This is a genomic window from Frateuria hangzhouensis (assembly GCF_026410505.1).
Taxonomy (GTDB): Bacteria; Pseudomonadota; Gammaproteobacteria; order Xanthomonadales; family Rhodanobacteraceae; genus Frateuria_A; species Frateuria_A hangzhouensis.
The window spans coordinates 156,121-180,498 of the sequence record NZ_JAPMIU010000003.1 but is presented as its reverse complement, the minus strand read 5'-3'; the positions used below and the strand labels follow the sequence as shown (position 1 = coordinate 180,498).

Genomic DNA, 24,378 nt, shown 5'->3' with positions numbered 1-24,378 from the left:
ACCGGATCAGCCCCCTCTCCCCCCGGGGAGAGGGTTGGGGTGTGGGGGCGCTCTTGCCTCGGCCTTGCTACAGGCGTCGCTCCGATCTGGCTCCCCGCAAGCCTTGGCCCCTCACCTCGGTCCTCTCCCCGGAGGGGAGAGGAAGCAGAGCGGCTTCTCGCGAGTCTTGGCTCTTCACCTCGGGTCTCCCCGGAGGAGAGAGGAAGCAAAGCGGTTTATGGCAAGCCTTGTCCCCCTCACCTCAATCCTCTCCCCGGAGGGGAGAGGAGGCGATGGGGTGCGCTTCGCGCACGGCTTTATTCGATAAGGACGGGGATCTTGCCGATCCGCGCCTGCCATTCCTTCGGCCCGGTCTGGTGCACCGAGCTGCCCGAGGAATCGACCGCCACCGTCACCGGCATGTCCTTGACCTCGAACTCGTAGATCGCCTCCATCCCGAGATCGGCAAAGCCGACCACGCGCGAAGCCCTGATCGCCTTGGACACGAGATAAGCGGCACCGCCCACGGCCATCAGGTAGACCGAACGGTGCTTCTTGATGGCCTCGATCGCCGCCGGACCGCGCTCGGCCTTGCCGACCATGCCCAGCAGGCCGGTCTGTTCGAGCACCTGGTCGGTGAACTTGTCCATGCGCGTGGCGGTGGTGGGGCCAGCCGGGCCAACCACTTCGTCGCGCACCGGATCGACCGGGCCGACGTAGTAGATGAAGCGCCCCTTGAAGTCGACCGGCAGCGGCTCGCCCTTGTTCAACATGTCCACGATGCGTTTGTGCGCGGCGTCGCGACCGGTCAGCAGCTTGCCGTTGAGCAGCAGCACCTCGCCAGGCTTCCAGCTCGCCACCTCCTCACGGGTGATGGCGTCCAGGTTCACCCGCCGGCCCTTGGAGGCGTCGTAGGTGAGCTTGGGCCAGTGTTCCAGCGACGGCGGATCGAGCATCACCGGGCCGGAGCCGTCGAGCACGAAGTGCGCGTGGCGGGTGGCGGCGCAGTTGGGGATCATCGCCACCGGCAGGTTGGCCGCATGGGTCGGGTAGTCCTTGATCTTGACGTCCAGCACGGTGGTCAGGCCGCCCAGGCCCTGCGCGCCTATCCCTAATGCATTGACCCTTTCGTACAGCTCGATGCGCAGCTCCTCGACACGGCTGGACGGCCCGCGCGCGATCAGCTCCTGGATGTCGATGTGCTCCATCAGCGATTCCTTCGCCAGCAGCATCGCCTTCTCGGCGGTGCCGCCGATGCCGATGCCGAGCATGCCTGGCGGACACCAGCCGGCGCCCATGGTCGGCACGGTCTTGAGCACCCAGTCGACGATCGAGTCGGACGGGTTGAGCATGACGAACTTGCTCTTGGCTTCCGAGCCGCCGCCCTTGGCCGCCACGATCACGTCCACCGTGTCACCGGGCACGATCGACATGTTGATCACCGCCGGGGTGTTGTCGCGGGTGTTGCTGCGCTTGCCGGCCGGGTCGGCCAGCACGCTGGCACGCAGCTTGTTGTCCGGATGCAGGTAGGCGCGGCGCACGCCCTCGTTGACCATGTCTTCCAGGCTCAGGGTCGCGTCCCAGCGCACGTTCATGCCCACCTTCAGGAACACGGTGACGATGCCGGTGTCCTGGCACAGCGGGCGATGGCCCTCGGCGGCCATGCGGGAATTGATCAGGATCTGCGCCATCGCATCGCGCGCGGCGGGCGACTCCTCGCGCTCATACGCGGCGGCGAGGCTCTGGATGTAGTCGACCGGATGGTAGTAGCTGATGTACTGCAGCGCGTCGGCAACGGACTGGATCAGGTCGTCTTGCTTGATGGTGGTCATGGGCGGCTTGTCTGGCTTCGAAAGCGCCGCCTTGCGCGGCACACAAGCCGGCTATTGTGCCGCAGCCGACCGGACCGGACAAAAAGCAACGGCCGCGCTGGGCGGCCGTTGCAGGGAAACCCGGATGCGCCTGTCCTGAAAAAGCATGAGGCGCTGAGCATCCAGGTGTCGACGTGGGTGGGGCGACGGGCCGGCCGTCGCCCCGGTCGATCAGAAGCGGAATTCCGCGCTGAGCGAGAACACGCCCACACTACCTTCGTCGGTCACGCCGTCGGTCTCGGCCTTGGCGTGGTAGTTGTCGTAGTTCAGGCCCATGCTGAAGTTCGGCGCGAAGTCGTAGCCCACGCCCACGCCGCCGTACCAGCCGTCGCCATCGGCGTCGGCGCTGCCGTAGCCCAGCGTTTCGCCGCTTTCGACGTCGACGACGAACGCCCGGGCCTTCTGCTCGGCGTGGTACCAGCCGGCGCGCGCGGACAGATACCAGTTCTTCTCGAAGTGATACTTGCCGTTGCCGCCCAGCAGCCAGCCCTTGGTGCTCAGGTCGGACTTGGCGAACGTGACGCCGTCGTTGGCCTTGGCCACCAGCTTGCCCAGGTCGGCGTAGCCGCCCTCGACACCCAGGTCGAAGCCGTTGCCGAGCTTCCAGGCGTAGCCGAAGCGCGCCGCCACGGCGGTGTCCTTGTCTTCGAGCTTGTAGCCCAGGCCGTCGGTGTGGCCGACGTGGTACTGCGACTGGCCCACGCCGGCGTTGACGAAGAACGCGCCGTTGGAACCGGCGGCGGCAGCCGAAGCGGAGGCAGCGGCCAACGCCGCGCCGAGGGCGACGGTCAGAATCTTGTTCATGCGATGAATCCCTGTTTTTTGTCTTGTGTGTGAACCCGGCGGGGCGTGCCGGGCGGCGCGCATTCTAAAGCTGCGGGACGGGTTCGTGCTGTAGGGGATCACCTACACTCACGCACTGCCCTCCACGAGCCTGCGACCGATGCCTACCTTCGACTTCCTGCAACTGGACGTATTCGCCGCGCGCCTGCTCGAGGGCAACCCGCTGGCCGTGGTGATCGGCGCCGACGCGCTGGACGGGCCGGCGATGCAGCGCATCGCGCGCTGGACCAACCTCTCCGAAACCACCTTTCTGCTGCGCCCCACGCGCCCGGATGCCGACTACCGCGTGCGCATCTTCACCCCACGCCAGGAATTGCCGTTTGCCGGGCATCCCAGCGTCGGCAGCGCCTATGCGGCGATCGAGGCCGGCCGCGTGCCGCTCAAAGGCGAACTGGTGCAGGAGTGCGCCGCCGGGCTGCTGCCGGTGACCGTGCAGGGCGAAGGGGCCACGCGCGCCATCCACGTCCAGGCACCGCCCGCGCGCATCGAAACCGTGGACGAGGCGCTGGCCGCCGCGCTGGGCCGCGCGCTGAAGCTCGACCTGCGCCCCGGCGCCGTGCACGCCATCGACAACGGACCGCGGTGGATCGTCTGCGACCTCGCCGCCGCGCCCGCGGTGCGCACGCTGGCGCCCGATCTTTCCGCCATCGCCGCGCTGTGTGAGGCGCACGCCGCGGTCGGCGTGAGCGTGTTCGGCACCGAAGCCGGCGGTGACGCGGCGATGGCGGTGCGCGCCTTCTGCCCGGCCGACGGCATCCCGGAAGACCCGGTCACCGGCAGCGCCAACGCGGCGATCGGCGCGCTGCTGCGCCACACCGGCAACCTGGCGCATTACGGCAGCCGCTATATCGCCAACCAGGGCCGCGAAGTGGGCCGGGACGGTCGCGTGGAGGTCAACGTGGACCAGGGCTCCGGCACGGTCACCATCGGCGGCCACTGCGCCATCGGCGTGCGCGGCACACTCAGGCTCGACGATATCGCCGGCGCGTAGGGTGGGCTTCAGCCCACCGCTCTGGCGCAGCGGTTCCGCCATGGTGGGCTGAAGCCCACCCTACGGGGAACCCACTGCAGGAGTGGGCTCCTACAAAAGCGTCGCACGATGAGGGAGCTCTTCGAGATAACCTACGGTGATGCCGGCGGCGCTTGCCCAACCCGCGCGCAACAGGGATGCTCCCGCCCTCTTCCAGGGGACCGGCAACGCATGAGCAACCAGACAGACGGCTACCGGCGCAGCCTGGGCCCTTGGGACGCCGCGCTGATCGTGGTCGGCGGCGTCATCGGCGGCGGCATTTTCCTCAACCCCGGCATCGCCGCGCAGCGCACCGGGTCGGGCCTGGCGCTGCTGCTGGTGTGGATCGGCGCGGGCCTGCTCACGCTCATCGGCGCGCTGTGCTACGCCGAACTCGGCGCGCGACGGCCGCAAGCCGGCGGCATCTACGTCTACCTGCGCGAAGCGTTCGGGCCGCTGGCCGGCTTCCTGTTCGGCTGGACCATGCTGCTGGTGATCTACTCCGGCTCGACCGCGGCGGTGGCCACGATCTTCGCCAGCTATACGGTGGCGGCCTTCGCGCTGCCCGCGACCGCGGCGCTGCCGCTGACCGTCGGCGCGCTGGTGTTCGTGGCGCTGATCAATCTGTTCGGGCTCAGGCTCGGCGCGCAGGTGCAGAACCTGTTCGCGCTGCTCAAGCTGCTGGCCGTGTCGGTGCTGGTGGCGTGCGGGCTGTACCTGGCCGGGGCGCATGCGCCGGCGGCGCTGGCGGCCGATCCGGCGCGCGCCGGCGTGGGCTTCATGGGCGCGGCGCTGCCGGTGCTGTTCGCCTATTCGGGCTTTACCTACCTCAACAACCTGGCCGGCGAAGTCGATGCGCCGCAACGCAACCTGCCGCGCGCGCTGGTGATCGGCATGCTGCTGGTGATCGGTGCCTACGCGCTGGTGAACCTGGCCTACCTGGCCGTGCTCGGCCACGACGGGCTGGCCGCCAGCACGGCGCCGGCGGCCGAGGTGATGGACCGCATGTTCGGCCCGGTGGGTGCGCGGCTGATGGCACTGGGCATTGCCATTTCCACGCTGGGCTTCTGCAACATCACGCTGGTGGCCGGCGCGCGCGTGCTGCAGGTGATGGGCGCCGATGGCCTGTTCTTCCGCGCCGTGGCGCACCTGCACCCGCGCTACCGCACGCCCAACGTGGCGCTGGCCGCATTGGCCGGCTGGGCGATCGTGCTGGCGCTGTCGGGCAGCTACGGCGCGCTGCTGGACTACGCCACCTTCGGCGACTGGCTGGCCTGCGCGGTGGGCGTGGCGACGCTGTTCTGGTATCGCCGCCACGATGCCGGCACGGTGGTCTTCCGCGTACCCGGCTACCCGCTGCTGCCGCTGCTGTTCGTCGCCGCCACCGCCGCGGTGGTGGTGGCTACCATGCGCGACAACCCGCGCAACGCCGGCATCGGCGTGCTGATCATGCTGGCCGGCGTGCCGGTCTATTACGCCTGGCGGCGGCTGTCGGTTCGAAATCCCCTGTAGGGAACCTCGAATAACTCCCTTCGTGCGACGTTTTTTGCAGGAGCCCGCTTGTGGGCGATGCCCTTGCGCCTGATGGCACCGCAAAAAGCATCGCCCACAACGGGACTCCTGCAGGTGCACGCCGCACCGCTGCCCTCGGCTGAATACCGCGCCTGCCGACGGCTGCCTCATCACCTGGGCGATGCCACAATAGGCGTCCCACGCATGGAGACGCCCCGATGCCGCAAGCGCAAGCCCAGGGCCTGCCCGCCGCCACCACCGGCGACATCACGCCGGAACCGGTGCGCGAGGGCATCGACCTGATCGTCAACGGCGAGCGTTTCAAGCACACCGGCGATCCCCTGATGCCGCTGCTGTGGTACCTGCGCGACGTGCTGCGGCTGACCGGCACCAAGGTCGGCGACGCCCAGGGCAAGGACGGCTACGATCTGGTGCTGGTGAACGGCAAGGCCGTGCCGGCCATCACATGGCCGATGGCCAAGCTGGTCGATGCGCGCGTCACCACGGTCGAAGGCCTGGCCCGCGCCGACGGCGGCCTGCACCCGCTGCAGCAGGCCTTTATCGACGAGGACGCGATCGGCTGCGGCTACTGCACCGCCGGCTGGCTGATCGCCGGCATCGACCTGCTCACGCGCAAGCCCAAGGCCTCCGACGAGGACATCGACAAGCTGCCCAACCGCTGCCGCTGCGGCTGCCAGACGCGCGTGCGCCGCGCCATCAAGCGGGCCGCCGGAGCGCAGGCATGAGCGGGCGCGTGCAGCTGTCGCGCCGGCGCTTCCTGCAGGTGCTGGCCGGCACCGCCGGTGCGCTGGTGGTGGGTATCGGCCATGCCGATGCCGAGGTGCCGATTCCGCCGGCCATGCTCGGCGATGATTTCGGCCAGCTCGGCGCCTACGTGCGCATCGACCGCGAGGGCAACGTGCTGATCGGCGCGCGCGACCCGGATACCGGCACCGGCACCGCCACCTCGCTGCCCCGCATCATCGCCGAAGAGCTGGACGCCGACTGGACCCGTGTCACCGTGATGCCGCTGGGCCTGGGCGTGGAAGCCAAAGACGGCAAGCCGGTGTGGATCTACGGCCACCAGCGCAGCGGCACCGGCGATTCGATTCCCGCCGCGTGGGCCGACCTGCGCCAGGCCGGCGCGCTGGCGCGCTGGCTGATCACCCAGGCCGCCGCGCGGCGCCTGGGTTTTGCCGCCGACCGGCTGCGCTGCGAGTCCGGCGTGGTGGTGACGCCCGACGGCCGCCGCTTTCCGTATGGCAGCCTGGTCGAGGCGGCCAGCAAGATCGACCCGCCCGCCGCGCCGCTGCCGCTGAAGCCGCCGCAACGCTACACGCTGATCGGCCATCCCGCCGGCGATGTCGATGCACGCCACATCGTCACCGGCCGCACCCGCTATGCCATCGACACCCATTACGCGGATGCGCTGGTCGCCGTGCTGGCGCAGTGCCCCTGGCCGGATGGCAGCCTGGCCAGCATCGAGACCGCGCCCGCGCTGGCCATCAAGGGCGTGGTCAAGGTGATGCCGATCAACCCCGAGGCCGACGTGCCGCCCGGCCAGACCGCGATTGCACCGGCCGTGGCCGTGCTCGCGGAGAACACCTGGGCGGCGCTGCGCGGCCTTGCCGAACTCAAGCTCGAATGGAAGCCGGGCGCGCACAGCGCCGACGAGGACAGCGCCAAGCTCGAAGCCAGGGCGATCGCCCTGCTCGACACCGACAGCGCGCCGACCACGCGCGTGCGCGACGAAGGCGACCTCGCCGCCGCCGGCCGCAAGGCTGCGCGCCGCGTGGAAGCCACCTACGTGCAGCCCTGGCTGGCCCATGCCACGCCCGAGCCGATGAATTGCCTGGTGCGCCTGGACAAGGACCAGGCCAGCCTGGTGGTGCCGACCCAAGCGCCGCAGCAGGCCTGGGCGGTGGTGCAGCGCCTGACCGGCCTGGCCGCCGACCGGATCGCCATCGAAGTGCCGCGGGTGGGCGGCGGCTACGGTCGCCGGCTGGACCACGACTACGTCGCCGAGGCGGTGATGCTGGCCAAGGCCGTCGACAAGCCCGTGCGCCTGATGTGGACGCGCGAGCAGGGCCTTGCCCACGACTACTACCGCTCCGGCACGGTGCACAAGATCAAGGCGATCATCGGGCGCAAGCGCCAGGTCATCGCGTGGGACCAGCGCCTGGCCAGCGCCTCGGCGCTCAGCGGCCGCGGCACCGCCGCCGACCGCCTGTGGACGTCCGAGATCAGCGCCGAGCAGCTTCCCGCCGGGCTCGTCCCCAACTATCGCAGCGACTGGTACAGCCTGGCCTCGGCGATGCCACGCGGGCCCTTCCGCGGCGAGCCGCACGTTACCAATGCGTTCGCGGTGGAAAGCTTCATCGACGAGATCGCCCACACCCTGCGCGAAGACCCACTGGTCACGCGGCTGCGGTTGCTCGGCGAAGCACGGCAGATTCCGCTCGGCGGCCGCCGCATGCTCGACGTCGGCCGGCTGCTCAACGTGCTCAAGCTGGTCACCGACCGCGTCGAGTGGAAAAACTGGCTGCACAACGTCAACGGCATGGGCGTGGCCTGCTGGCACATCGACGGCGCCTACGTCGCCCACGCCATCGAGGCGGCCGTGCACGGCGAAAAGCTGGAGATCGTGCGCGTGGTCTGCGCCGTCGACGTCGGCCGCGTGATCAACCCACTGGGCCTGCAGGGCCAGGTCGCCGGCGCTACCCTCGACGCCCTCTCCAATGCGTTGAATCCGGCGATTACCTACAAGAACGGCCAAGTCCGGCAACAGAGCCTCCAGGACTACCCCTTGGCCAGCATGGCCCAGCTCCCCAACGACGTCGAAGTCATCACCGTTCCCAACGACCGCGCCCCCACCGGCGCCAGCTTCCTGGCCATGCCCACCGCCGCCCCCGCCCTGGCCAACGCCGTCTTCCGCGCCAGCGCCGTCCGCGTGCGGCGGCTGCCGCTGATGAAGGAGCTGCTGCGCCTGCTCTGAGCCAGCCCCGGCGGCGGCAAGAAACCGCTTCCGCCCACCATACGGTTTATTCCTGCACTTACAGGCGCATAAAACTTAGCGCCTCGTTTTGCGCAATATGCACCGGACCCGCGGATGAGCCGAGGACCTACCGACCAGCGCCGCAACCTTGGACTCATAAGGAAATTCGGCGGCTTGACCTCGGGTCAGCCGCAGCCAACCATCGGGTGCATATGCCCCGATTTGGGGGGTGAATTAACACTCAAGGTGCAACGCCCCCGAGTGATTCCTGTAGATGGGCCAAGCTGCGGCGCTTGGGTACGTATTGGCGCAGGCGACCGTTAAAGTTTTCGTTGCTCCCGTGCTGCCAGGACCGGTGCGGTAGGCGCGCGTCCGGCCGGGTGTCGATCATCGGTTGCCTTGCAGGCGCCCACGCTTTTCCGGCCCGAAGGTACGTTTGCTCCGACGTTTGCCTCCTTGCGGCAGTGAGAGCCAGAGCACACCGCCGTACCTGGCATCCTCGCGCACATGTAGCTGATCCGGGCCGCACCGGTGAACCTCAACCAGTTGGCGATCCGTTCGGGGCTGCACTGTTTGTCCTGCAGCAAGCCTTCGATCGCTTCGTAGATGGCCTGGTCGTGTTGGCGCACGCTGCGTGAGCGCCTGTCGCCTGCCGCCGGTCCCTTCCTGCGCCTTGCTTGGCCGATATGCATCATCGTTGGCGTGGCAGGCGTTGCGGTGCATCCCACGGCTGATCGTGCTCGAATGCCTCTCCAGGATCTGGCAATGATGCGCAGCGACGAGCCTTGTCGTCGTAGAACGCCCACGCGTGTATCGTTCCTGCTCGGTGAGCTGGTGGCACATGAGGGATCGTCTCTTGCCGGAGTGATCCCCTCCAGTCTGCCAGCTCACCCCTTCTCTTTCGGGCGCCACGGGTGTTGCACCTGGTTCGTCGACCTGCGGCGCCCAACAGTTCGTCCAAGGTGACGCCGCTTCGCGGCGCGGTTTACCCCAGGTGCTAGGTGATGGAAGGTTCCGAGATGACTGAAGATCAAAGCATCACGACGGGAGGTTGCCTTTGCGGGGCAGTTCGCTATGAGGTCAAAGGTCCTTTGCGTGACGTGGTCAACTGTCACTGCAGCATGTGTCAGCGCCTGCACGGCAACTTTGGCCCCCACTCCAAGGCGCGAAAGGTCAACATCACAATCACTTGCGACAGTGGCCTGGCCTGGTACAAAACGTCGGAGATCGCCCAGCGCGGCTTCTGCCGCGTGTGTGGATCCAGTCTGTTCTGGGAGCCTTTTGATCTGGATGCCACGGGGATCATTGCGGGATCGCTGGATGGACCAACAGGACTCCGCACCATCGGGCACATCTTCGTAGGCGAGAAATGCGACTTCTACGAGATCACGGACAGCCTCCCGCAGTACCAGGCCTCCTCTGACGGAGCCCTCGTCAATGACTACAAGTGACTGACGGGGCCCTCCCAGGCGGTCGGGCTTGCCGCATCTTGAGCGCAGCGTCTGGCTGCCGGGCCGCATGAGCAAGCACGTCCCACGTCTCATGCCATTTCCACGCATCCTGAGCGGCATCGCTTTTTTACTGCTGTCGTTCTGCGCACGCGCGGACTGGGGCATCGTGGGAGCCGCGACCCGGTGTGACGGAACTCGGGGCACCTTTGTCATAGCCCCTGTGGTTGAGCTGAGCTCCGAAGACAAGGGGGCCGTACCGCGCGAGGATGGGTTTTCCAAGGTACCCCACGGTACCCACGAGCTGACCTGCCCGCTCGAATCGACTACCGTAGTTGCGAAACTCAGGGTCTATCCGTCGGATGCAGGCGCATGCATGGGCTCGGGTTACGTGTCCATTGACAGCCTCGAGGTTGGCGGCCGCAGGTTGATCACGACCCCCACTGCATTCAATTGGCAATGCCGCGATGAAGAGATCCTCATCCGGCTGGAGGTCGCGGTTTCCGGCTCCGGGCCATCACTGATCCGATGCACCGCGGCGAACTGGGCCTGGGGCATCGGCTTTTCCGGCGTCCATTGCAGTACGACGAAGGTGTCGCCAACGCCTCGCCCGGGTCCCGCGGCTTCGCAGCACGGCCACGCCGGCGCCGTGCAGGAGACTGCGCCAGACCCGGACCCTTCTGCCTGAGAGGACCTCGCATGGATCAATTGACCGGCGGCTGCATGTGCGGTGAGGTGCGGATCGTGGCTTCGGGGCCACCTTTCCGGGTCGGTCTCTGCCATTGCCTGGATTGCCGCAAGCACCACGGCGCGCTCTTTTACGCCGCGGCAGTGTTCCACCAGGACGCGGTAACGATCGAAGGGGAGACGCGCGATTACGCCGGTCGGTTCTTCTGTCCCCGCTGCGGCTCCTCCGTTTTTGCGCGTAGCGCAGACGAGATCGAGGTGCATCTGGGATCGCTGGATGCCCCGAACCAACTGATACCCACCTACGAAAGCTGGACCATTCGTCGCGAAGCCTGGTTGCCGCCGTTTCCGCTCGAACGACGATATGAGCGTGATCGTCACGCGGATGATCACTTTGTGGGGTAGATCAGCCCGACAAGCCAAGGCGGCCGACCGTCCATCCTCCTGCGCGGCTACCTTCGGCTGAACCCAAGCAGCTGGAGGTATGCTGCCTGACACCAAGGTCAAGGCGGACGGTGTCGCTGCCGCCTGGCCGCAACGTTTGACCCAACTGGAAGGGAGTCCGGAATGACCCGAGCAACGACTGCGAGAATCGCCGGCTTTACCTTTCTGGCCTACATCGCGGCGACGATGGCCAGCATGGTCATCTTTGAACGCGTTGCCGGCACCGGGAGCACGGCGATGAGGCTGGCGGCGATCTCGGCGCATGCCGGCGGCATGCACCTGGTGATCCTGCTTGCGCTTGTTCAAGCCTTCGCGGCGTTGATACTGGCGGTAACGCTCCATGCCATCACGCGCGAGCAGGATCCTGATGTGGCGATGCTCGCCATGGCCTGTCGCCTGACCGAAGGCGCGTTGTGTGGCGTTTCCGTGTCAGCGAACCTGGCTCTTCTGTGGGTCGCGACCGCCAGCGGCCCCGAGCGGCCGGCAGCAGGCGCCGCGCAAGCGTTGGCCGGGTATCTGCTTCGGGATGACAGCGCCATACCCGCGCTGTTCTTCGCGGTAGGCAGCGCGCTCTTTGCCTATCTCTTCCTACGCGGGCGCATGATTCCAGCCGTGCTCGCCTGGCTGGGGGTGGTTGCCTCCGTCCTTCTCGTCGCTGGCCTCCCGGCGCAGCTTGCGGGCCTCGTTTCTGCCCGGTTCGCATCGCTTATGTGGCTGCCGATGCTCGCGTTTGAAATCGCGCTCGGCCTGTGGCTGCTCATCAAGGGCATCGGTGCGCCGCGGCCGGTGGAGCCCGGGCGCACCGATATGGCCTCGGCCAATGTCTGAGCGGTGATCCGGCCGGACGTTCCACCGCCCACCGCGAACGGATCGGCCTGATTCATGCGTCGATTGCCCGAAAATCCACTGCACGCTGCCAAGGTCAACGTCATGCCGTCACGAGAAATCCCGGCACATCCGCCGGAAGGGCTGCCGGTTTATCGCATCCTCACCGGTCCGGATGACGCGCGGTTCTGTCACAGGGTGAGCGAAGCGTTGGCGCTGGGTTACCGGCTTCATGGCTCGCCCGCGGCAACCTTCGACGGCGAGCAGGTTATCGTTGCGCAGGCCATCGTCTGGCCATCCGCATATGGCCCTGGTGGCGAGGAAAGCGATCGGCGCACGCGCTGACCAACTGCAGGTGCGGCAGCGCCCGCAGGTCGAGTGCGCTTTCCCCGCCTCGACCCCGCGCCGGGACGAATGCGTTATCGCGATAACATTCCGCGTTCCACTGAGGAACCAGGAAAGCGAATGACCAAGCGTGATACGGCCTACCGGGCCATTGTTCTGTTCTTCTCGGCCGCCGCGCTCGGCTTGGCGCCGCAGACCCACGCGCAAGCTGCCCCCGGCGCTACCGGCTCGTCCCAGTCCATCGTGCTGCCGCTGGAACCCTACGCGGATACGCCGCTGAAAACGGTGGCCGTGACGATGGGCGGAAAGACGGTTCCGTTCCTGTTCGATACCGGCGGCGGCCTCACCGTGGTGACTCCCGAGGCGGCCGATACGCTGGGGTGCACGCCGTTCGGCCAGGTGACCGGCTTTCGTGCGGATGGCGAGAAGATCACCGAGAAGCGCTGCGGCCCGGTGGCGCTGCGGATCGGCGCCTACGAGACGACCGACGAGGTCGGCGTGTTCGATCTGATGGGCCTGATCAGGAAGCAGGTGGAACACGCGCGCAAGGCCGGGCGTGACGTGCCCATGCCGCCGACGATCGGCGGCCTGGTCGGGCTGTCGTCGTTCAAGGGGCGGATCGTCACGCTCGATTACGCGCACGACCGCATCGTCGTGGAGACACCCGCGAGTGCGCGTGCCCGCACGCGCTCGATGCAGCCTGTCACGGCCCGGGTCGTGACCGAGGCGAGCGGCAGCATGAATGTGCTGTTGCAGGCGCGCGCGCAGACCGGCACGTTGTGGCTGCAGGTCGACTCGGGCAACAACGGGCCGACGTTCCTTTCGCCGCACGCGGCCGGCCAGCTCGGCATCAAGCTGCCGAAAGACAAGCAGGAGTCGCTGGATATCGATCTGATCGGGCTCGGCAAGGTCGCGGCCAGCGTCCAGCTGCGGCCGATGATCTACGACGGCCAACTGGGCATCGGCACGATACGCAAGCTCGTCCTGACGATCGACCTTGCCGACGGGCGCGCGTGGGCCGAACTGTCGAAGTAGCCCGATCGGCCACCGGGAGGTACCGGTGGCCGACCCCACGACCACTGGCACTGCTTCCGGGCTTGCTGAGGCAGTAGCCTCAGGCGCGGGGACCACGCCGGTGGTCAGCAAGGAGCGTTTCCCATGGCAAGGATTGTCAAACGATCGCTGTTCGTTCTCGCCGCGTTGGCGCTCGTCGTGGGCCTGGCCGCGCTGGCGCTGGTGTCGTGCGCCACGGTGGAAACCACCGCGCGCGGCGCGCCGACCCGCCTGCGCGTGCCGTTGCTGGTGGGCGATGCGGCGTTCCCCGTGTTCGTGGGCGATCGCGACGGGGTGGTGCTACCCGGCTTTCTCGATGGGCCAATCGTGCGCCGGGATGGCGATGGCGCGTGGTCGGCCACGTGGTTCTGCGAGGACCGCGTCCACCGCGCCCGCGGTACGGCGCCGGTATTGCGGATCGAGTGTGCCGGCCGCCGCCACGACTTCGAGCTGGCGGACCCGGCGGTGCCCGCGGCGATCGGCCCGATGCCCGCACGGCTGGTGGTGCTGAGTGACCTGGAGGGCAACCTGGCGTTCCTCGAGCGGGCGCTGGTGCGGCTCGGCGTGGTCGGTGCGGCCGGCGACTGGGTTTATGGCGCCGGGCAGCTGGTAGTGCTGGGCGATTCGGTCGATCGCGGCCGCAACGTGTTCGGCGTGCTCTGGCGCCTGCATGATCTCGCGGCGCAAGCGCAGCGGGCCGGCGGCGCGGTGCACGTGGTGCTGGGCAATCACGAGCAGTACATGCTGCGCACCAATCCGTCACGCGCGCACGCCGAACACATCTACGCGCTCAACCGCATGGGCGGCTATGCACGGGCGTTCGCGCAGGACACCGTGATCGGCCACTGGCTGCGCCAGCAGCCGGTGGCGTTGAAGCTCGGGCCGGTGCTGTTCGTGCACGGCGGCATCGGCCCGCAGGTGGCCGGCACCGGCCTGTCGATCGAACAGCTCAATGCAGCGATGCGCGGCTACTGGACGCGACCGGTCGGCACCCGGGCGCGCTCGGCGCCGCTGGACGCGGTGCTCGCGCCGACCGGGGTTACCCAGTACCGCGGCTACTTCCGCGCGATGGAGGGCCGGTATCCGCAGGCCACCGATGCGGAAGTGGCGCGGGTGCTGCGGCATTTCCAGGCCGGCACGATCGTGGTTGCGCATACCCTGGTCGAAAAGATCCGGCGCCTGCATGGCGGCCGCGTGATCGCGGTCGACGTCAACAGTGACGAAGCGCGGGCCGAAGTGCTGACCTTCGTCGATGGCCATGCTCGGATCGTCGACCTCGGCATTCCACGCGACCTGCGGCACGACGACGGGCGCGCGCTGCGCGAGTTCAGCCTGGGCGATGCCGCGGACCGGCGTCTGTTGACCAGGGCCTACCGCGACACCCGCCGCCTGGTCACGCTGCCGTACCCGTACTGAGGCAGCGCGCTCGATCCGCCGGCGGAACCGGCCCTGCCCCACGACGCGGGCCAGCTGTGGTGTGATGCCGGACATCCACACGCTACTGAATCAGGAGGACGAGGATGCTTGCCGGATTTGTTTTTGCAGCATTGCTGGCGGCGCCGCAGCTGGATTTTGCCCAGGCCAAGGCGCTGGCGGACCGCAACGAGGCCAACCTGGGCCGCCTCGAGCTGTCGCAGCTTCTGGATGCGCAGCGCCACGCACTGGACGAGGCGGTCAAGGCCTGCGCCAACCCCTCCGCCGAACTGTCCCGCTTCACGGTGGTGCTGTCGCTCAATCCCGATGGCTCGACGGCAGGCAGCTGGCTGAAGGGCCAGACGACGTTCGCCAAATGCGTGCGCGAGCGGCTGGCCGACACCGGACTGGCGGGCCATTGGCCGACGCCCTTCTACACGTCGTTCGAGCTGTCGTTCGATGGGGATTGACGCTCCGCGCGTGCGACCACCGGCCATGACGCTGCCGCTCCCGCGCAAGGGATCGGCCGGCTTGGTCGTCCAGGCTGGCTGTTTAAAGGCTAGCGGGTCGGCGGATAGGGGCTTTCCTGCAGCAGTTTCGCCAGGTGCGCGGCGTTGCAGGCCTGCGTCTGGATCGCGCCGGCCAATGCCTTGGGCGTCTGCTCCAGGTCGATGTAGTTCTTCTTGTGCATGGCCTCGCCCACCCAGTAGCTGGAGCTGCCGCCGGGGATGGTGAAGCCCACGTCGGCCAGCGCCTGGTAGAGCTCGGCGGTGACGTGATGGGCGCCGTCCTCGTTGCCGACCACGTTGACGATGGCGACCTTGCCGAAGGTCGGGTAGATGCCGTGTTCGTCGATCTCGCCGAACACGGCGTCCAGCCGTTCGAGTACGCGCTTGGCGACGCTGCAGGGCTGCCCCATCCAGATCGGCGTGGCCAGTACGAAGATATTGGCTTGGTCGATGCGCTTGCGGATCGCCGGCCAGGCATCGCCCGGACCTTCGTCGGTCGACACCCCGGGCTTGATGTCGTGGTCGACCGCGCGCTCGTAGGCGGTGCCGACGCCGTAACTGTCGAGCGCGCGCAGCACCTGGTCGAGCAGCTTCTGTGTCGAGGACGGCTGGTCGCCGCGCTTGAGCGTGCAGTTGAGGCCGAAGGCGGAAAGCATGATGGCTCCAGAGGCCGGACGGATTTCCAAGCCTGCGCCCCGGGCCGTCGAGAAGTGGTCTGCGGGGCGGGCGCAGCCCTTCACGGCAGGCTGAAGGCCGGCTCATCGCGATAAGCCATGGCGGCCACGGCGGGGTGCCTTGCAGGCAAGCCCGAATGCCCTCGAACCCTTGTAGGAGCCCACTGGTGGGCGATGCTTTTCGGCCGGCATCGGAACAAGAGCATCGCCCACCAGTGGGCTCCTACAACGGCCGCGTTGGGCAACCGCTCCGGCCTGCGGCCGGTCAGCGCGCCGGGTACGCCACGTCGACCGGGATCGTCGCGGGCCGCAGCCAGCGGTCGCGCAGCCAGCGCTCGCACGGCATCGACCAGCAGCGCATGACCAGTGCGCCCAGCGCCCAGCACAGCACGAATGCGGGCAGGTACCAGAGGAAACCCGTGCGCGCATCGGCGCCGCTCCAGCGATACATCCGCGTGATGGCGAACACCACGAACATGTGGCTGAGGTAGATCTCGTAGCTGAGCCGGCCCCAGCTGCACAACCAGCGCAGCGGGGCCGGCACCCGTGGCGGCTCGATGCGGAAGGCGGCCAGCAGGGCCAGCGTCGAGCCGGTGAGCAACAGCATCACGCCCTCGTGCAGCAGTGGCCATAGCCAGTGGCCGCCCAGCGTGGCGCCGGCCAGGCCCAGCGCGCCGGCCCAGCGCAGGACGCGGCAGCTGCGCGGCGACAGCCGGCTGCCGGCCAGCCACAGCGCGCCCAGCACGCCGGTGGCGATCGCGGCCATGCCGGGAAGGTAGGCCTTCTCCTGCCAGATCCCGTTGCCCTCCAGCGCCGCGCGCGTCCACGGCAGCGACAACGCGAGCGCGAGCAACAGCGGCACCAGCACCCGGGTGCGCCGCACCAGCAGGCACGCCAGCGGAAAGCCCAGGTAGAACACCTCCTCGATCGACAGCGACCACAGCACGTCCCAACTGCCCGGCAGGTAGCCGGTGCGGCCTTCGTACCAGTTCAGGTGCAGGCCCAGCGCGGCCAGCACGGCGCCGCCCAGCGACTGGCCGGATCGATGGATGGCGTAGTCCTGCGTGCCCAGGCCATGCAGCACGGCGAGCACCGCCAGCAGCGCGAGCAGGCACGGCACGATGCGGGCGAAGCGGCGCGCGTAGAACGCCTTCAACTCGATGCGCGCCAGGCTGCCCCAGCGCTGCAGCGCGTTGCCGGCAATCAGGAAGCCGGAGATCACGAAGAACACGAACACCGCTTCGTAGCCGTTGTAGTTGAGCGCCTGCAGCAGACGCACCGGCAGCATGTCGGCCAGCGCGGAAGCCTTGAGCGGGATCCGCATCGGCAGGCCGAGATGGTTGAGCAGCACGAACACGATCGCCAGCCCGCGCAGCAGGTCGATGCCGGCGTTGCGGTGAACGCCGGATGCGATTGGCCCCGTCGCGGGCACCTGCTCGGCCGCCGGCTCAGGCATGGGAAGCCGACGCATCCTCCAGGGCGACCACGCGATTGCGGCCATCAGCCTTGGCCTGGTACAGACAACGGTCGACCGCTTCGAGGAAAGCCACCAGGTCGTCGCCGGGTTCGGGCACCAGCGTGGCGACGCCGAGGCTGACCGTCAGTACCGCGCCGGCACTCGAGCGCTCGTGGGGAATCCGTGCCTCGGCCAGCCTGGCCAGGCAGCGTTCGGCGCGTTCGCGCGCGGCCGCCGCATCGGTATCGGGCAGCACCAGCAGGAACTCCTCGCCGCCGAAGCGGCCCAGCAGGCCGCGCCCGCGTACCGCCGTGGCGTCCATCAGCCCGGCCACGCGCTTGAGACAGGCGTCGCCGGCCAGATGCCCGTAGCAGTCGTTGTATTCCTTGAAGCAGTCGATGTCGGCCAGCACCAGCGACAGCGGCTTGCGCTCGCGGCAGGCGGTGGTCCACTCGGCATCGAGGAAGGCGTCCAGGCGGCGGCGATTGGCCACGCCGGTCAGGCCGTCGCGAAAGGACAGCTCGGTCAGCTCGCGCTGCAGCTTGAGCAGTTGTTCCTCGGCGCGCTTGCGCTCGCTGATGTCGAACATGAAACCGACCAGCGCATCGACCGTGCCGTCGTCCTTGCGCACCACGTGCACGACGTCGCGGATCCACACGTAGTCGCCCTCGCAGGTCAGCGCGCGGTAGTCCGCCTCGTGGTCCACGCCGGCCTGCGATTGGGCGATGCAGAACTGCACCACGCGGTCGCGGTCGTCCGGGTGGATGCGCTCGGCCCAGTCCTGCACGGTGGCCCAGCTGTCCTGCGACCAGCCCAGCAGGCCCTCGATCTGCGGTCCGATGTAGGCGAAGCGCGTGCTCGCCCAGTCGATCTTCCAGGGAATGGCGCGCGTCGATTCGAGCAGCGTCTTGTAGACGGCGCTGTCCAGCTCGACCTGGTCTTCAGTGGTGTTCATGATCCGGCCCCCTCCGGATGGCGCGCGACGGCCCGGCTGGCCTTCACGCATTGAATCGGGATTCTAGACCTGCTTCGCCCGCGCCATAAGTGCCAGGAGTTCATCGGGGCGGTCGTAGTCGGTGCGGTGTCCGGCGCGCAGATCCCGGCGCATCAGCCGGATCATGCGTTCGGTCAGGTCAGGTTCGAAGCGTTCGGCCGGCTCACCGGTGACTTCGGCCAGGCGCCCGGCGATGACCGGACCGTCGCTGACCAGCGGGCAGATGCGGTAGCCATAGTGCCCGCCGATCGCTTCCGGGGGCAGGTCCATGAAGCGGTCGGCGCGCTGGCGGAAGAAGCTCAGCGTCAGGCGGTAGGCGTTGCTGCCCAGGATCGGCAGGTCCTCGGGCACCGGACCGCCCTCATCCATCTGCTGCAGATCGGTGGCCAGCGGCAGCAGGCGATCGAGCCGGTAGGCGTTCATGTGCGGATTGCCAATGCGCACCAGGTTGGCGATCAGCTCGCCGAGCGAGGCGTGGCCGATGATCGCCGCGCGCTTGGGCAATCCGCCCCACACGCCGTCGGCGCCGTTGAGCAGCGCCTCGATCACCGACGCGTTCTCGAAACCGCCGCCCGCGTGCACGTGCACCAGCAGCTTCAGCGGCGGCGGCAGGAAGGCGCGCGCCGCGGCGACCACGGCGCCGACCTGGAACGGCAGGTAGGTGCCGCGGTCGTCCTCGATGGAAACGCCGGTGATCGGCTGATCGGCAAGCAGCGTGAGGATCTCGGCGACCACCTCGGGCGATTCCATCAGGGCGTCGCAGCCGTCGACGATATTGATGTAGATGTCCGGCGCGCCGCCGTGGTCGCCGCGGACGTGCTCGTGCAACCAGCGGATGCTGGCCGGCAGGCTGCGGCGCAGGGTCGGCAGGTCGTAGTTGCCCTGCATGCCGAGCGGGCTTAGGTAGATCTCGTGCAGCGTGTTGGGTACACCGTAGTTGCGCAGTTTCAGCTGCGAGGGATCCGGGGTGAAGCTGCCGTCCTCGCCAGCCAGGCCGATCGCGGTGAACGCCGAGCAGCCGGTCATGTCGATGCCGTGGTCGCGCAGGTAGGCCATCAGGTCGTCGTCGACCTCCGGCTCGTCCGGCAGGGCGTAGTCGAGCGTGCCGAGCTGGATGCGCTGGAACCCGAACTCGCGCAGCAGCGGCAGAATGCGCAGCTTCTGCTCCAGCGTCTGCCCGAGGCAGGAACCGACCGGGTTCTCGCGCAGGGACAGATCGATGAAGTACGGATCGATGTTGCGCAACTTGTCGAGCTTTTCCCGCGCGCCCGCCAGGGCGGCCCGCGCCTGTTGCAGCGCCTGTTCGTCCACCATGTCATTCCCCCTGGTTCGTGTGGTCAGTGCCCAGGCGCGCGCAGCACGCCTTCGTCCTTCAGGCTGAAAGGAGTGAAGTGGGTGTGCTCGTCGTAGGTGTCCACGCCTTCGCGGGATTTCAGGAAATTCACCACCGCGTAGGTCAGTGGCGTGAACACCACCTCCACCGCCACCTTCATCGCCCAGTTGAAGGCGATCACCTTGAGGATGGTCTGGCCCTCCCAGATGCCGGTGAAGGCGATCGGGTAGAAGGTCAGACTGTCCACGCCCTGCCCCACCAGGGTCGAACCGATGGTGCGTGTCCACAGCAGGCGCCCGCGCGTCCATACCTTCATGCGTGCCAGTACGAAGGAGTTGGTGAAGTCGCCCAGCCAGTAGGCGACGATCGAGGCCAGCGCGATGCGCCAGGTGCCTCCGAAGACGACCTCCAGCGCCGGCTGCAGTTGCGCGTTGAACGGCTCGGTCGGGCTTGGCGGCATGTGGATGATCGCCTGCGACATGGCGGTGGCGAAGACCATGGCGCCGAAACCGGCCCAGATCGCGCGCCGCGCGCGGGCGTAGCCGTACACCTCGGTGAGCACGTCGCCGAAGATGTAGCTGGCGGGAAAGAACAGGTTGCCGGCGCCGAAGGACAGCGCGCCCAGCACCGGCAGCGTAATGGTGCAGACCTTGGCCGGGCCGATCAGGTTGGAACACAGCAGCACGGCGACCATGCCGCCGACCAGCAGGTCGTAATAGCGGAAGCCGCGCATTGGCGCGGCGGGTGCGGATGGTTGCATGGGGCCCCCTTGGCGTGGAGACAGAGGATAACCGGAGCGGGAAGAGGCAAGCCTTTGGCTCCCTCTTCCTTCGGGGAGAAAATTGGGGAGAGGGAATGCGCTGGCGGGAATGGCGCTTTGGCTTTTCGCACTAGGGGCATCTTCGCGAGCCCCGGCCCCTCACCCCGGCCCTCTCCCCGGCGGGGAGAGGGCGCAAAGCGCGGGGTCAGTCGCCAGCGGGAAGATCACGCCTTTGGCTTTTCGCACGAGGGGCATCTTCGCGAGCCCCGCCCCCTCACCCGGCCCTCTCACCGGAGGGGAGCGGGAACAAGGCGTCGCGGTTAGTCGCCGGCGGGATCCATGTCCGGAAACAGCACGTCGGTAAAGCCGAACCTGGAGAAATCGGTGATGCGCGAGGGGTACAGGCGCCCGATCAGGTGGTCGCATTCGTGCTGCACCACGCGCGCATGGAAGCCTTCGGCGGTGCGGTCGATCGGCTCGCCCTTCGGATCGATGCCCTGGTAGCGGATCAGGGTGAAACGGCTCACCACTCCGCGCAGGCCGGGCACGGAGAGGCAGCCTTCCCAGCCTTCTTCCATGTCCTGCGACGCCGGCGTCACGAGCGGGTTGAGCAGGATCGTGCGCGGCACCGCCGGGGCGTCCGGATAGCGGTCAGACCGATCGAAGCCGAAGATCACCAGTTGCAGGTCCACGCCGATCTGCGGCGCGGCCAGGCCGACGCCGCCGGCGGCTTCCATGGTGTCGAACATGTCCTGGATCAGTTCGTGCAACTCGGCGCTGCCGATCATCCCGGCGGGCACGGCGGGGGCGATGCGGAGCAGGCGTGGGTCGCCCATCTTGAGGATGTCGCGGATCATCGGGGCCTCGCGGTTTGGTGGCTCGTATCAGGACTGCGGGCGGGACAGCCAATTGCAAGCAGGGTGGGCTTCAGCCCGCCACCGGACCGCCGCCACGAAACCCTAGCGGCTACCGAAAACCTTCTTCAGCAGTTCGGTGGTGCGGGCGGCGGGGTTCTTGCGGATGGCCTGCTCCTGTTCGCCGATCATGGTGAACAACCCATCGAGCGTCTGCGCGGTGACGTAGTCGTCCAGGTCCAGCGGGTTGTGCTTGTCCTCGCTGCCGCCGAGCGCGCCGAGCACGCCGCCCAGCCCGTTGCCTTCAGCCGCGGTGAGCGCCTTGTACTTGCGCGTGACGCCGACGTTTTGCGTCGCCTGGGCAACGATCGGATGGATGCGCGCGGCCAGCGTGTCGCCGGCGACGCGGCGAAAGAAGTCGGTCGCCGCGTGGTCGCCGCCGGTGAGGATGCCGCGGGCATCCTGCAGCGTCATCTTGCGGATGGCGTCAACGAAGATGTCGGCCACCTGCGGCACGGCCTTCTCCGCGGCGCGGTTCATGCTGAGCTCGAAGGCATCGACCCTGGCGCCCTGGCCGAATTGGCGCGCCAGGTCGCCCAGCTGCTGCAGCTTGCCGGGCAACGGAATACGCACCTTGGCGTTGCTCCAGAAACCGTCCTTGCGGCCCAGCGCATTGATCGCATGCGTGGTGCCCTTGGCGAGCGCCTCTTTCAGGCCGGCGGCGATGTCGCTGCTGGGCAGGTTGGCAGCGCGGTCCGCATCCTGGGCATGGCGGCCCTGCTTGAGCTGCTTGAGCAGATCCTCGAACTGGCCGCTGGCGGCGCCGACCGGAGCCACGGCGGCGGCCAGCGCCAGGGCGCACAGGCCGTGGCGAAAACGCAGGGGCATGATCGGTCTCCGCGGAAGTGGTGCCGGCAGTGTACGTGGCCTTGCCGCGGGCGGCATGCGGCGGATTCACTCCTTGCGCATTGACCCCCGCGGCGGCCGGGGCGACTCTTGCGCCATCCGCCAGGAGACGCCTATGCGTAGCGCCGCCGTTCCGCCCAGTCCCGCGGGCAAGCTGCTGTGGATTGCCATCGCCGTCGTCGGCGCCTGGTGCCTGGGCGTGGTGGCATTGCGACGAGGCGAGCCGATCAACGCGATCTGGCTGGTTGCCGCGGCAATTGCCGTGTTCGTGATCGGTTACCGCTTCTACGGCAAATTCATCGAGCACCGCGTGCTCGAACTCGATCCCACGCGCGCCACGCCGGCGATGCGCCACCCGGACGGGCTGGACTACGTGCCGACCGACAAGTGGGTGGTGTTCGGCCACCATTTCGCTGCCATCGCCGGCGCCGGGCCGCTGGTGGGGCCGGTGCTGGCGGCGCAGATGGGCTATCTGCCGGGCACGCTGTGGATCCTGTTCGGCGTGGTGTTCGCCGGGGCGGTGCAGGATTTCATGATCCTGGCGCTGTCGCTGCGCCGCGACGGGCGCTCGCTGGGGCACATGCTGCGCGAGGAACTGGGCCACGTGCCCGGCATCATCGCCATGCTGGGCGTGCTGGTGCTGATGATGATCGTGCTGGCGGTGCTCGCGCTGGTGGTGGTCAAGGCGCTCACGCACAGCCCGTGGGGCACCTTCACCGTGGCCGCCACGATCCCGATCGCGCTGCTGATGGGCGTCTACCTGCGCTGGCTGCGGCCGGGACGGATTCTGGAGGTGTCGATCATCGGGCTGGTGCTGTTGCTGGCGTCGATCTGGTTCGGCCGTCACGTGGCCGAGTCGGCCACGCTGGCGCCGCTGTTCGACTTCGACGCCAAGGCGTTGGCATGGCTGCTGATCGCCTACGGCTTCTGCGCCTCGGTGCTGCCGGTGTGGCTGCTGCTGGCGCCGCGCGATTACCTGTCGACCTTCCTCAAGATCGGCACGATCGGGCTGCTGGCGCTGGCGATCTTTCTAGCCGCGCCGATGCTGCAGATGGCCGCGGTGACGCGCTTCATCGACGGCACCGGACCGGTGTTCGCCGGCAACCTGTTCCCCTTCCTGTTCATCACCATCGCCTGCGGCGCGGTGTCGGGATGGCATTCGATCATCGCCTCGGGCACCACCCCGAAGCTGCTCGCCAGCGAGGGCGAGGCGCGCATGATCGGCTACGGCGGCATGCTGATGGAGGCCTTCGTAGCCATCATGGCGCTCGTTGCGGCCGCCTCGCTGCATCCGGGCGTGTACTTCGCGATGAACTCGCCGGCGGCGCTGATCGGCACCACTGCCGAACAGGCGGCGCAGACGATCAGCCAGTGGGGCTTCGTGGTCACGCCGGACCAGCTCACGCAAACGGCGAAAGACATCGGCGAGGCCAGCGTGCTCTCGCGCGCCGGCGGTGCGCCGACGCTGGCGGTGGGCATGGCGCGGCTGCTGCACGAGATCATTCCCGGCGGCGGCATGATGGCGTTCTGGTACCACTACGCGATCCTGTTCGAGGCGCTGTTCATCCTCACCACGGTGGACGCCGGCACGCGCGTGGGGCGGTTCATGATCCAGGAGATCGCGGGGCTCATCCACAAGCCGCTGCAGCAGACCGAGTCGTGGACGGGCAACCTGCTGGCCACGGCGATCTGCGTCGGGCTGTGGGGCTATTTCCTCTACCAGGGCGCGGTCGATCCGCTGGGCGGCATCAACACGTTGTGGCCGCTGTTCGGCATCGCCAACCAGATGCTGGCGGCGATCGCATTGATGCTGGCGACCGTGGTGGTGGTGAAGCTCAAGCGCGAGCGGTACGTGTGGGTGCCGGGCGTGCCGGCGATCTGGCTGATCGTGTGCACGCTGGCGGCCGGGTACGACAAGCTGGTCGGGCCGATCAGCTTTACCGCCGCCGCGCAGAAGTACGCTGCCGCGGCTGCCGAGGGCAAGCTGCTGGCGCCGGCGAAGGACGTGGCCGAGATGCAGCGCATCGTCACCAACAACTACGTGGACGCGGGACTCACCGCGCTGTTCATGCTGCTGGTGCTGACCATGGTGGCGTTCGGCCTGCGCACGATCGTGCGCGCCTGGCGCATCAACCATCCCACCGCGCACGAGGAGCCGTACGTGCCGCTGGATGCGGTCAGCGGGAGTGCGCCATGAAGCGCTGGCTGCGGGCTGCCTGGGCGCGCGCCGTGCAGACGGCGCGGCTGTGCTGCGGCGTGCCCGACTACGACACCTACGTCCGGCACCTGCACGAGCATCATCCGGAGCGGCCGGTGCCGAGCTACGCGGCGTTCTTCCGCGAGCGGCAGGAAGCGCGCTACAAGGGCACCGGCGGGCGTTGCTGCTGACGCGCGGGGCTTTGTGTAGGAGCGCCCTGTGCGCGACCACGGGCCGCATGGCCGCCCGTGCGGTCATGCACAGGGTGCGT

23 protein-coding genes are annotated in these 24,378 nt (G+C 68.2%); 14 read left to right on the top strand and 9 right to left on the bottom strand.

Annotated features, from left to right (window positions below):
- Positions 1 to 296: 296 nt before the first annotated feature.
- Positions 297 to 1,811, bottom strand: coding sequence for a fumarate hydratase (locus OSC30_RS04455; RefSeq protein ID WP_267170627.1), 1,515 nt, complete (start codon positions 1,809 to 1,811; stop codon positions 297 to 299).
- Positions 1,812 to 2,021: 210 nt separating this feature from the next.
- Positions 2,022 to 2,654, bottom strand: a complete 633-nt coding sequence (locus OSC30_RS04450; protein ID WP_267170626.1) for an outer membrane beta-barrel protein — start codon at positions 2,652 to 2,654, stop codon at positions 2,022 to 2,024.
- Positions 2,655 to 2,793: 139 nt separating this feature from the next.
- Here OSC30_RS04450 and OSC30_RS04445 point away from each other — a divergent pair, with 139 nt between their 5' ends.
- The 12 genes from OSC30_RS04445 to OSC30_RS04390 all read left to right on the top strand — a co-directional run bounded on the left by OSC30_RS04445 (position 2,794) and on the right by OSC30_RS04390 (position 14,894).
- The gene (locus OSC30_RS04445) at positions 2,794 to 3,684 is read left to right on the top strand and encodes a PhzF family phenazine biosynthesis protein (RefSeq protein WP_267170625.1); all 891 of its coding nucleotides are present in this window, start codon (positions 2,794 to 2,796) and stop codon (positions 3,682 to 3,684) included.
- A gap of 210 nt (positions 3,685 to 3,894) precedes the next feature.
- Positions 3,895 to 5,214: an APC family permease gene (locus OSC30_RS04440; RefSeq protein WP_267170624.1), complete on the top strand. Its 1,320-nt coding sequence runs from the start codon at positions 3,895 to 3,897 to the stop codon at positions 5,212 to 5,214.
- Positions 5,215 to 5,432: 218 nt separating this feature from the next.
- Positions 5,433 to 5,960, top strand: coding sequence for a (2Fe-2S)-binding protein (locus OSC30_RS04435; RefSeq protein WP_267170623.1), 528 nt, complete (start codon positions 5,433 to 5,435; stop codon positions 5,958 to 5,960).
- Positions 5,957 to 8,209 carry a xanthine dehydrogenase family protein molybdopterin-binding subunit gene (locus OSC30_RS04430; RefSeq protein WP_267170622.1) on the top strand — a complete coding sequence of 751 codons (2,253 nt, stop codon included), beginning with the start codon at positions 5,957 to 5,959 and terminating at the stop codon, positions 8,207 to 8,209. The genes OSC30_RS04435 and OSC30_RS04430 overlap by 4 nt, the downstream gene beginning before the upstream one ends.
- A gap of 1,019 nt (positions 8,210 to 9,228) precedes the next feature.
- A complete protein-coding gene (locus OSC30_RS04425) occupies positions 9,229 to 9,660 on the top strand; it encodes a GFA family protein (RefSeq protein WP_267170621.1) in 432 nt (143 codons plus the stop codon).
- Between the two features lie 28 nt (positions 9,661 to 9,688).
- Entirely contained in the window at positions 9,689 to 10,345 is a 657-nt protein-coding gene (locus tag OSC30_RS04420; RefSeq protein WP_267170620.1) for a hypothetical protein, read from the top strand.
- Between the two features lie 11 nt (positions 10,346 to 10,356).
- Entirely contained in the window at positions 10,357 to 10,749 is a 393-nt protein-coding gene (locus OSC30_RS04415; RefSeq protein ID WP_267170619.1) for a GFA family protein, read from the top strand.
- 162 nt (positions 10,750 to 10,911) lie between these two features.
- On the top strand, positions 10,912 to 11,616 hold the full coding sequence (locus OSC30_RS04410; protein ID WP_267170618.1) for a DUF4386 domain-containing protein: 705 nt from the start codon (positions 10,912 to 10,914) through the stop codon (positions 11,614 to 11,616).
- A 54-nt stretch (positions 11,617 to 11,670) separates the two neighbouring features.
- Complete coding sequence (locus OSC30_RS04405) at positions 11,671 to 11,958, top strand: DUF1737 domain-containing protein (protein WP_267170617.1); 288 nt, start codon at positions 11,671 to 11,673, stop codon at positions 11,956 to 11,958.
- A gap of 120 nt (positions 11,959 to 12,078) precedes the next feature.
- Entirely contained in the window at positions 12,079 to 12,993 is a 915-nt protein-coding gene (locus tag OSC30_RS04400; protein WP_267170616.1) for an aspartyl protease family protein, read from the top strand.
- Positions 12,994 to 13,116: 123 nt separating this feature from the next.
- Complete coding sequence (locus OSC30_RS04395; RefSeq protein WP_267170615.1) at positions 13,117 to 14,427, top strand: metallophosphoesterase; 1,311 nt, start codon at positions 13,117 to 13,119, stop codon at positions 14,425 to 14,427.
- 104 nt (positions 14,428 to 14,531) lie between these two features.
- Positions 14,532 to 14,894 carry a hypothetical protein gene (locus OSC30_RS04390; protein WP_267170614.1) on the top strand — a complete coding sequence of 121 codons (363 nt, stop codon included), beginning with the start codon at positions 14,532 to 14,534 and terminating at the stop codon, positions 14,892 to 14,894.
- An 89-nt stretch (positions 14,895 to 14,983) separates the two neighbouring features.
- On the opposite strand, the gene OSC30_RS04385 is transcribed toward OSC30_RS04390, so the two are convergent.
- The 7 genes from OSC30_RS04385 to OSC30_RS04355 form a co-directional block, all read right to left on the bottom strand.
- Positions 14,984 to 15,589, bottom strand: a complete 606-nt coding sequence (locus OSC30_RS04385) for a flavodoxin family protein (protein ID WP_267170613.1) — start codon at positions 15,587 to 15,589, stop codon at positions 14,984 to 14,986.
- A gap of 283 nt (positions 15,590 to 15,872) precedes the next feature.
- The gene (locus OSC30_RS04380) at positions 15,873 to 17,063 is read right to left on the bottom strand and encodes an acyltransferase family protein (RefSeq protein WP_267170612.1); all 1,191 of its coding nucleotides are present in this window, start codon (positions 17,061 to 17,063) and stop codon (positions 15,873 to 15,875) included.
- A complete protein-coding gene (locus OSC30_RS04375) occupies positions 17,056 to 18,018 on the bottom strand; it encodes a GGDEF domain-containing protein (protein WP_267170611.1) in 963 nt (320 codons plus the stop codon). The genes OSC30_RS04380 and OSC30_RS04375 overlap by 8 nt, the downstream gene beginning before the upstream one ends.
- A 63-nt stretch (positions 18,019 to 18,081) precedes the next feature.
- Positions 18,082 to 19,371, bottom strand: a complete 1,290-nt coding sequence (locus OSC30_RS04370) for a beta/alpha barrel domain-containing protein (protein ID WP_267170610.1) — start codon at positions 19,369 to 19,371, stop codon at positions 18,082 to 18,084.
- Positions 19,372 to 19,394: 23 nt separating this feature from the next.
- Entirely contained in the window at positions 19,395 to 20,150 is a 756-nt protein-coding gene (locus OSC30_RS04365) for a queuosine precursor transporter (RefSeq protein WP_267170609.1), read from the bottom strand.
- 320 nt (positions 20,151 to 20,470) lie between these two features.
- Positions 20,471 to 21,007, bottom strand: coding sequence for a peptide deformylase (gene def, locus OSC30_RS04360; protein ID WP_267170608.1), 537 nt, complete (start codon positions 21,005 to 21,007; stop codon positions 20,471 to 20,473).
- A gap of 102 nt (positions 21,008 to 21,109) precedes the next feature.
- Positions 21,110 to 21,892: a DUF4197 domain-containing protein gene (locus tag OSC30_RS04355; RefSeq protein WP_267170607.1), complete on the bottom strand. Its 783-nt coding sequence runs from the start codon at positions 21,890 to 21,892 to the stop codon at positions 21,110 to 21,112.
- A gap of 133 nt (positions 21,893 to 22,025) precedes the next feature.
- Between OSC30_RS04355 and OSC30_RS04350 the strand changes: the two genes are divergently transcribed.
- Both OSC30_RS04350 and OSC30_RS04345 read left to right on the top strand, forming a co-directional pair.
- Positions 22,026 to 24,107 carry a carbon starvation CstA family protein gene (locus OSC30_RS04350; RefSeq protein ID WP_267170606.1) on the top strand — a complete coding sequence of 694 codons (2,082 nt, stop codon included), beginning with the start codon at positions 22,026 to 22,028 and terminating at the stop codon, positions 24,105 to 24,107.
- On the top strand, positions 24,104 to 24,298 hold the full coding sequence (locus OSC30_RS04345; RefSeq protein WP_267170605.1) for a YbdD/YjiX family protein: 195 nt from the start codon (positions 24,104 to 24,106) through the stop codon (positions 24,296 to 24,298). Before OSC30_RS04350 ends, OSC30_RS04345 begins: the two co-directional genes overlap by 4 nt.
- The last annotated feature ends 80 nt before the right edge of the window (positions 24,299 to 24,378 follow it).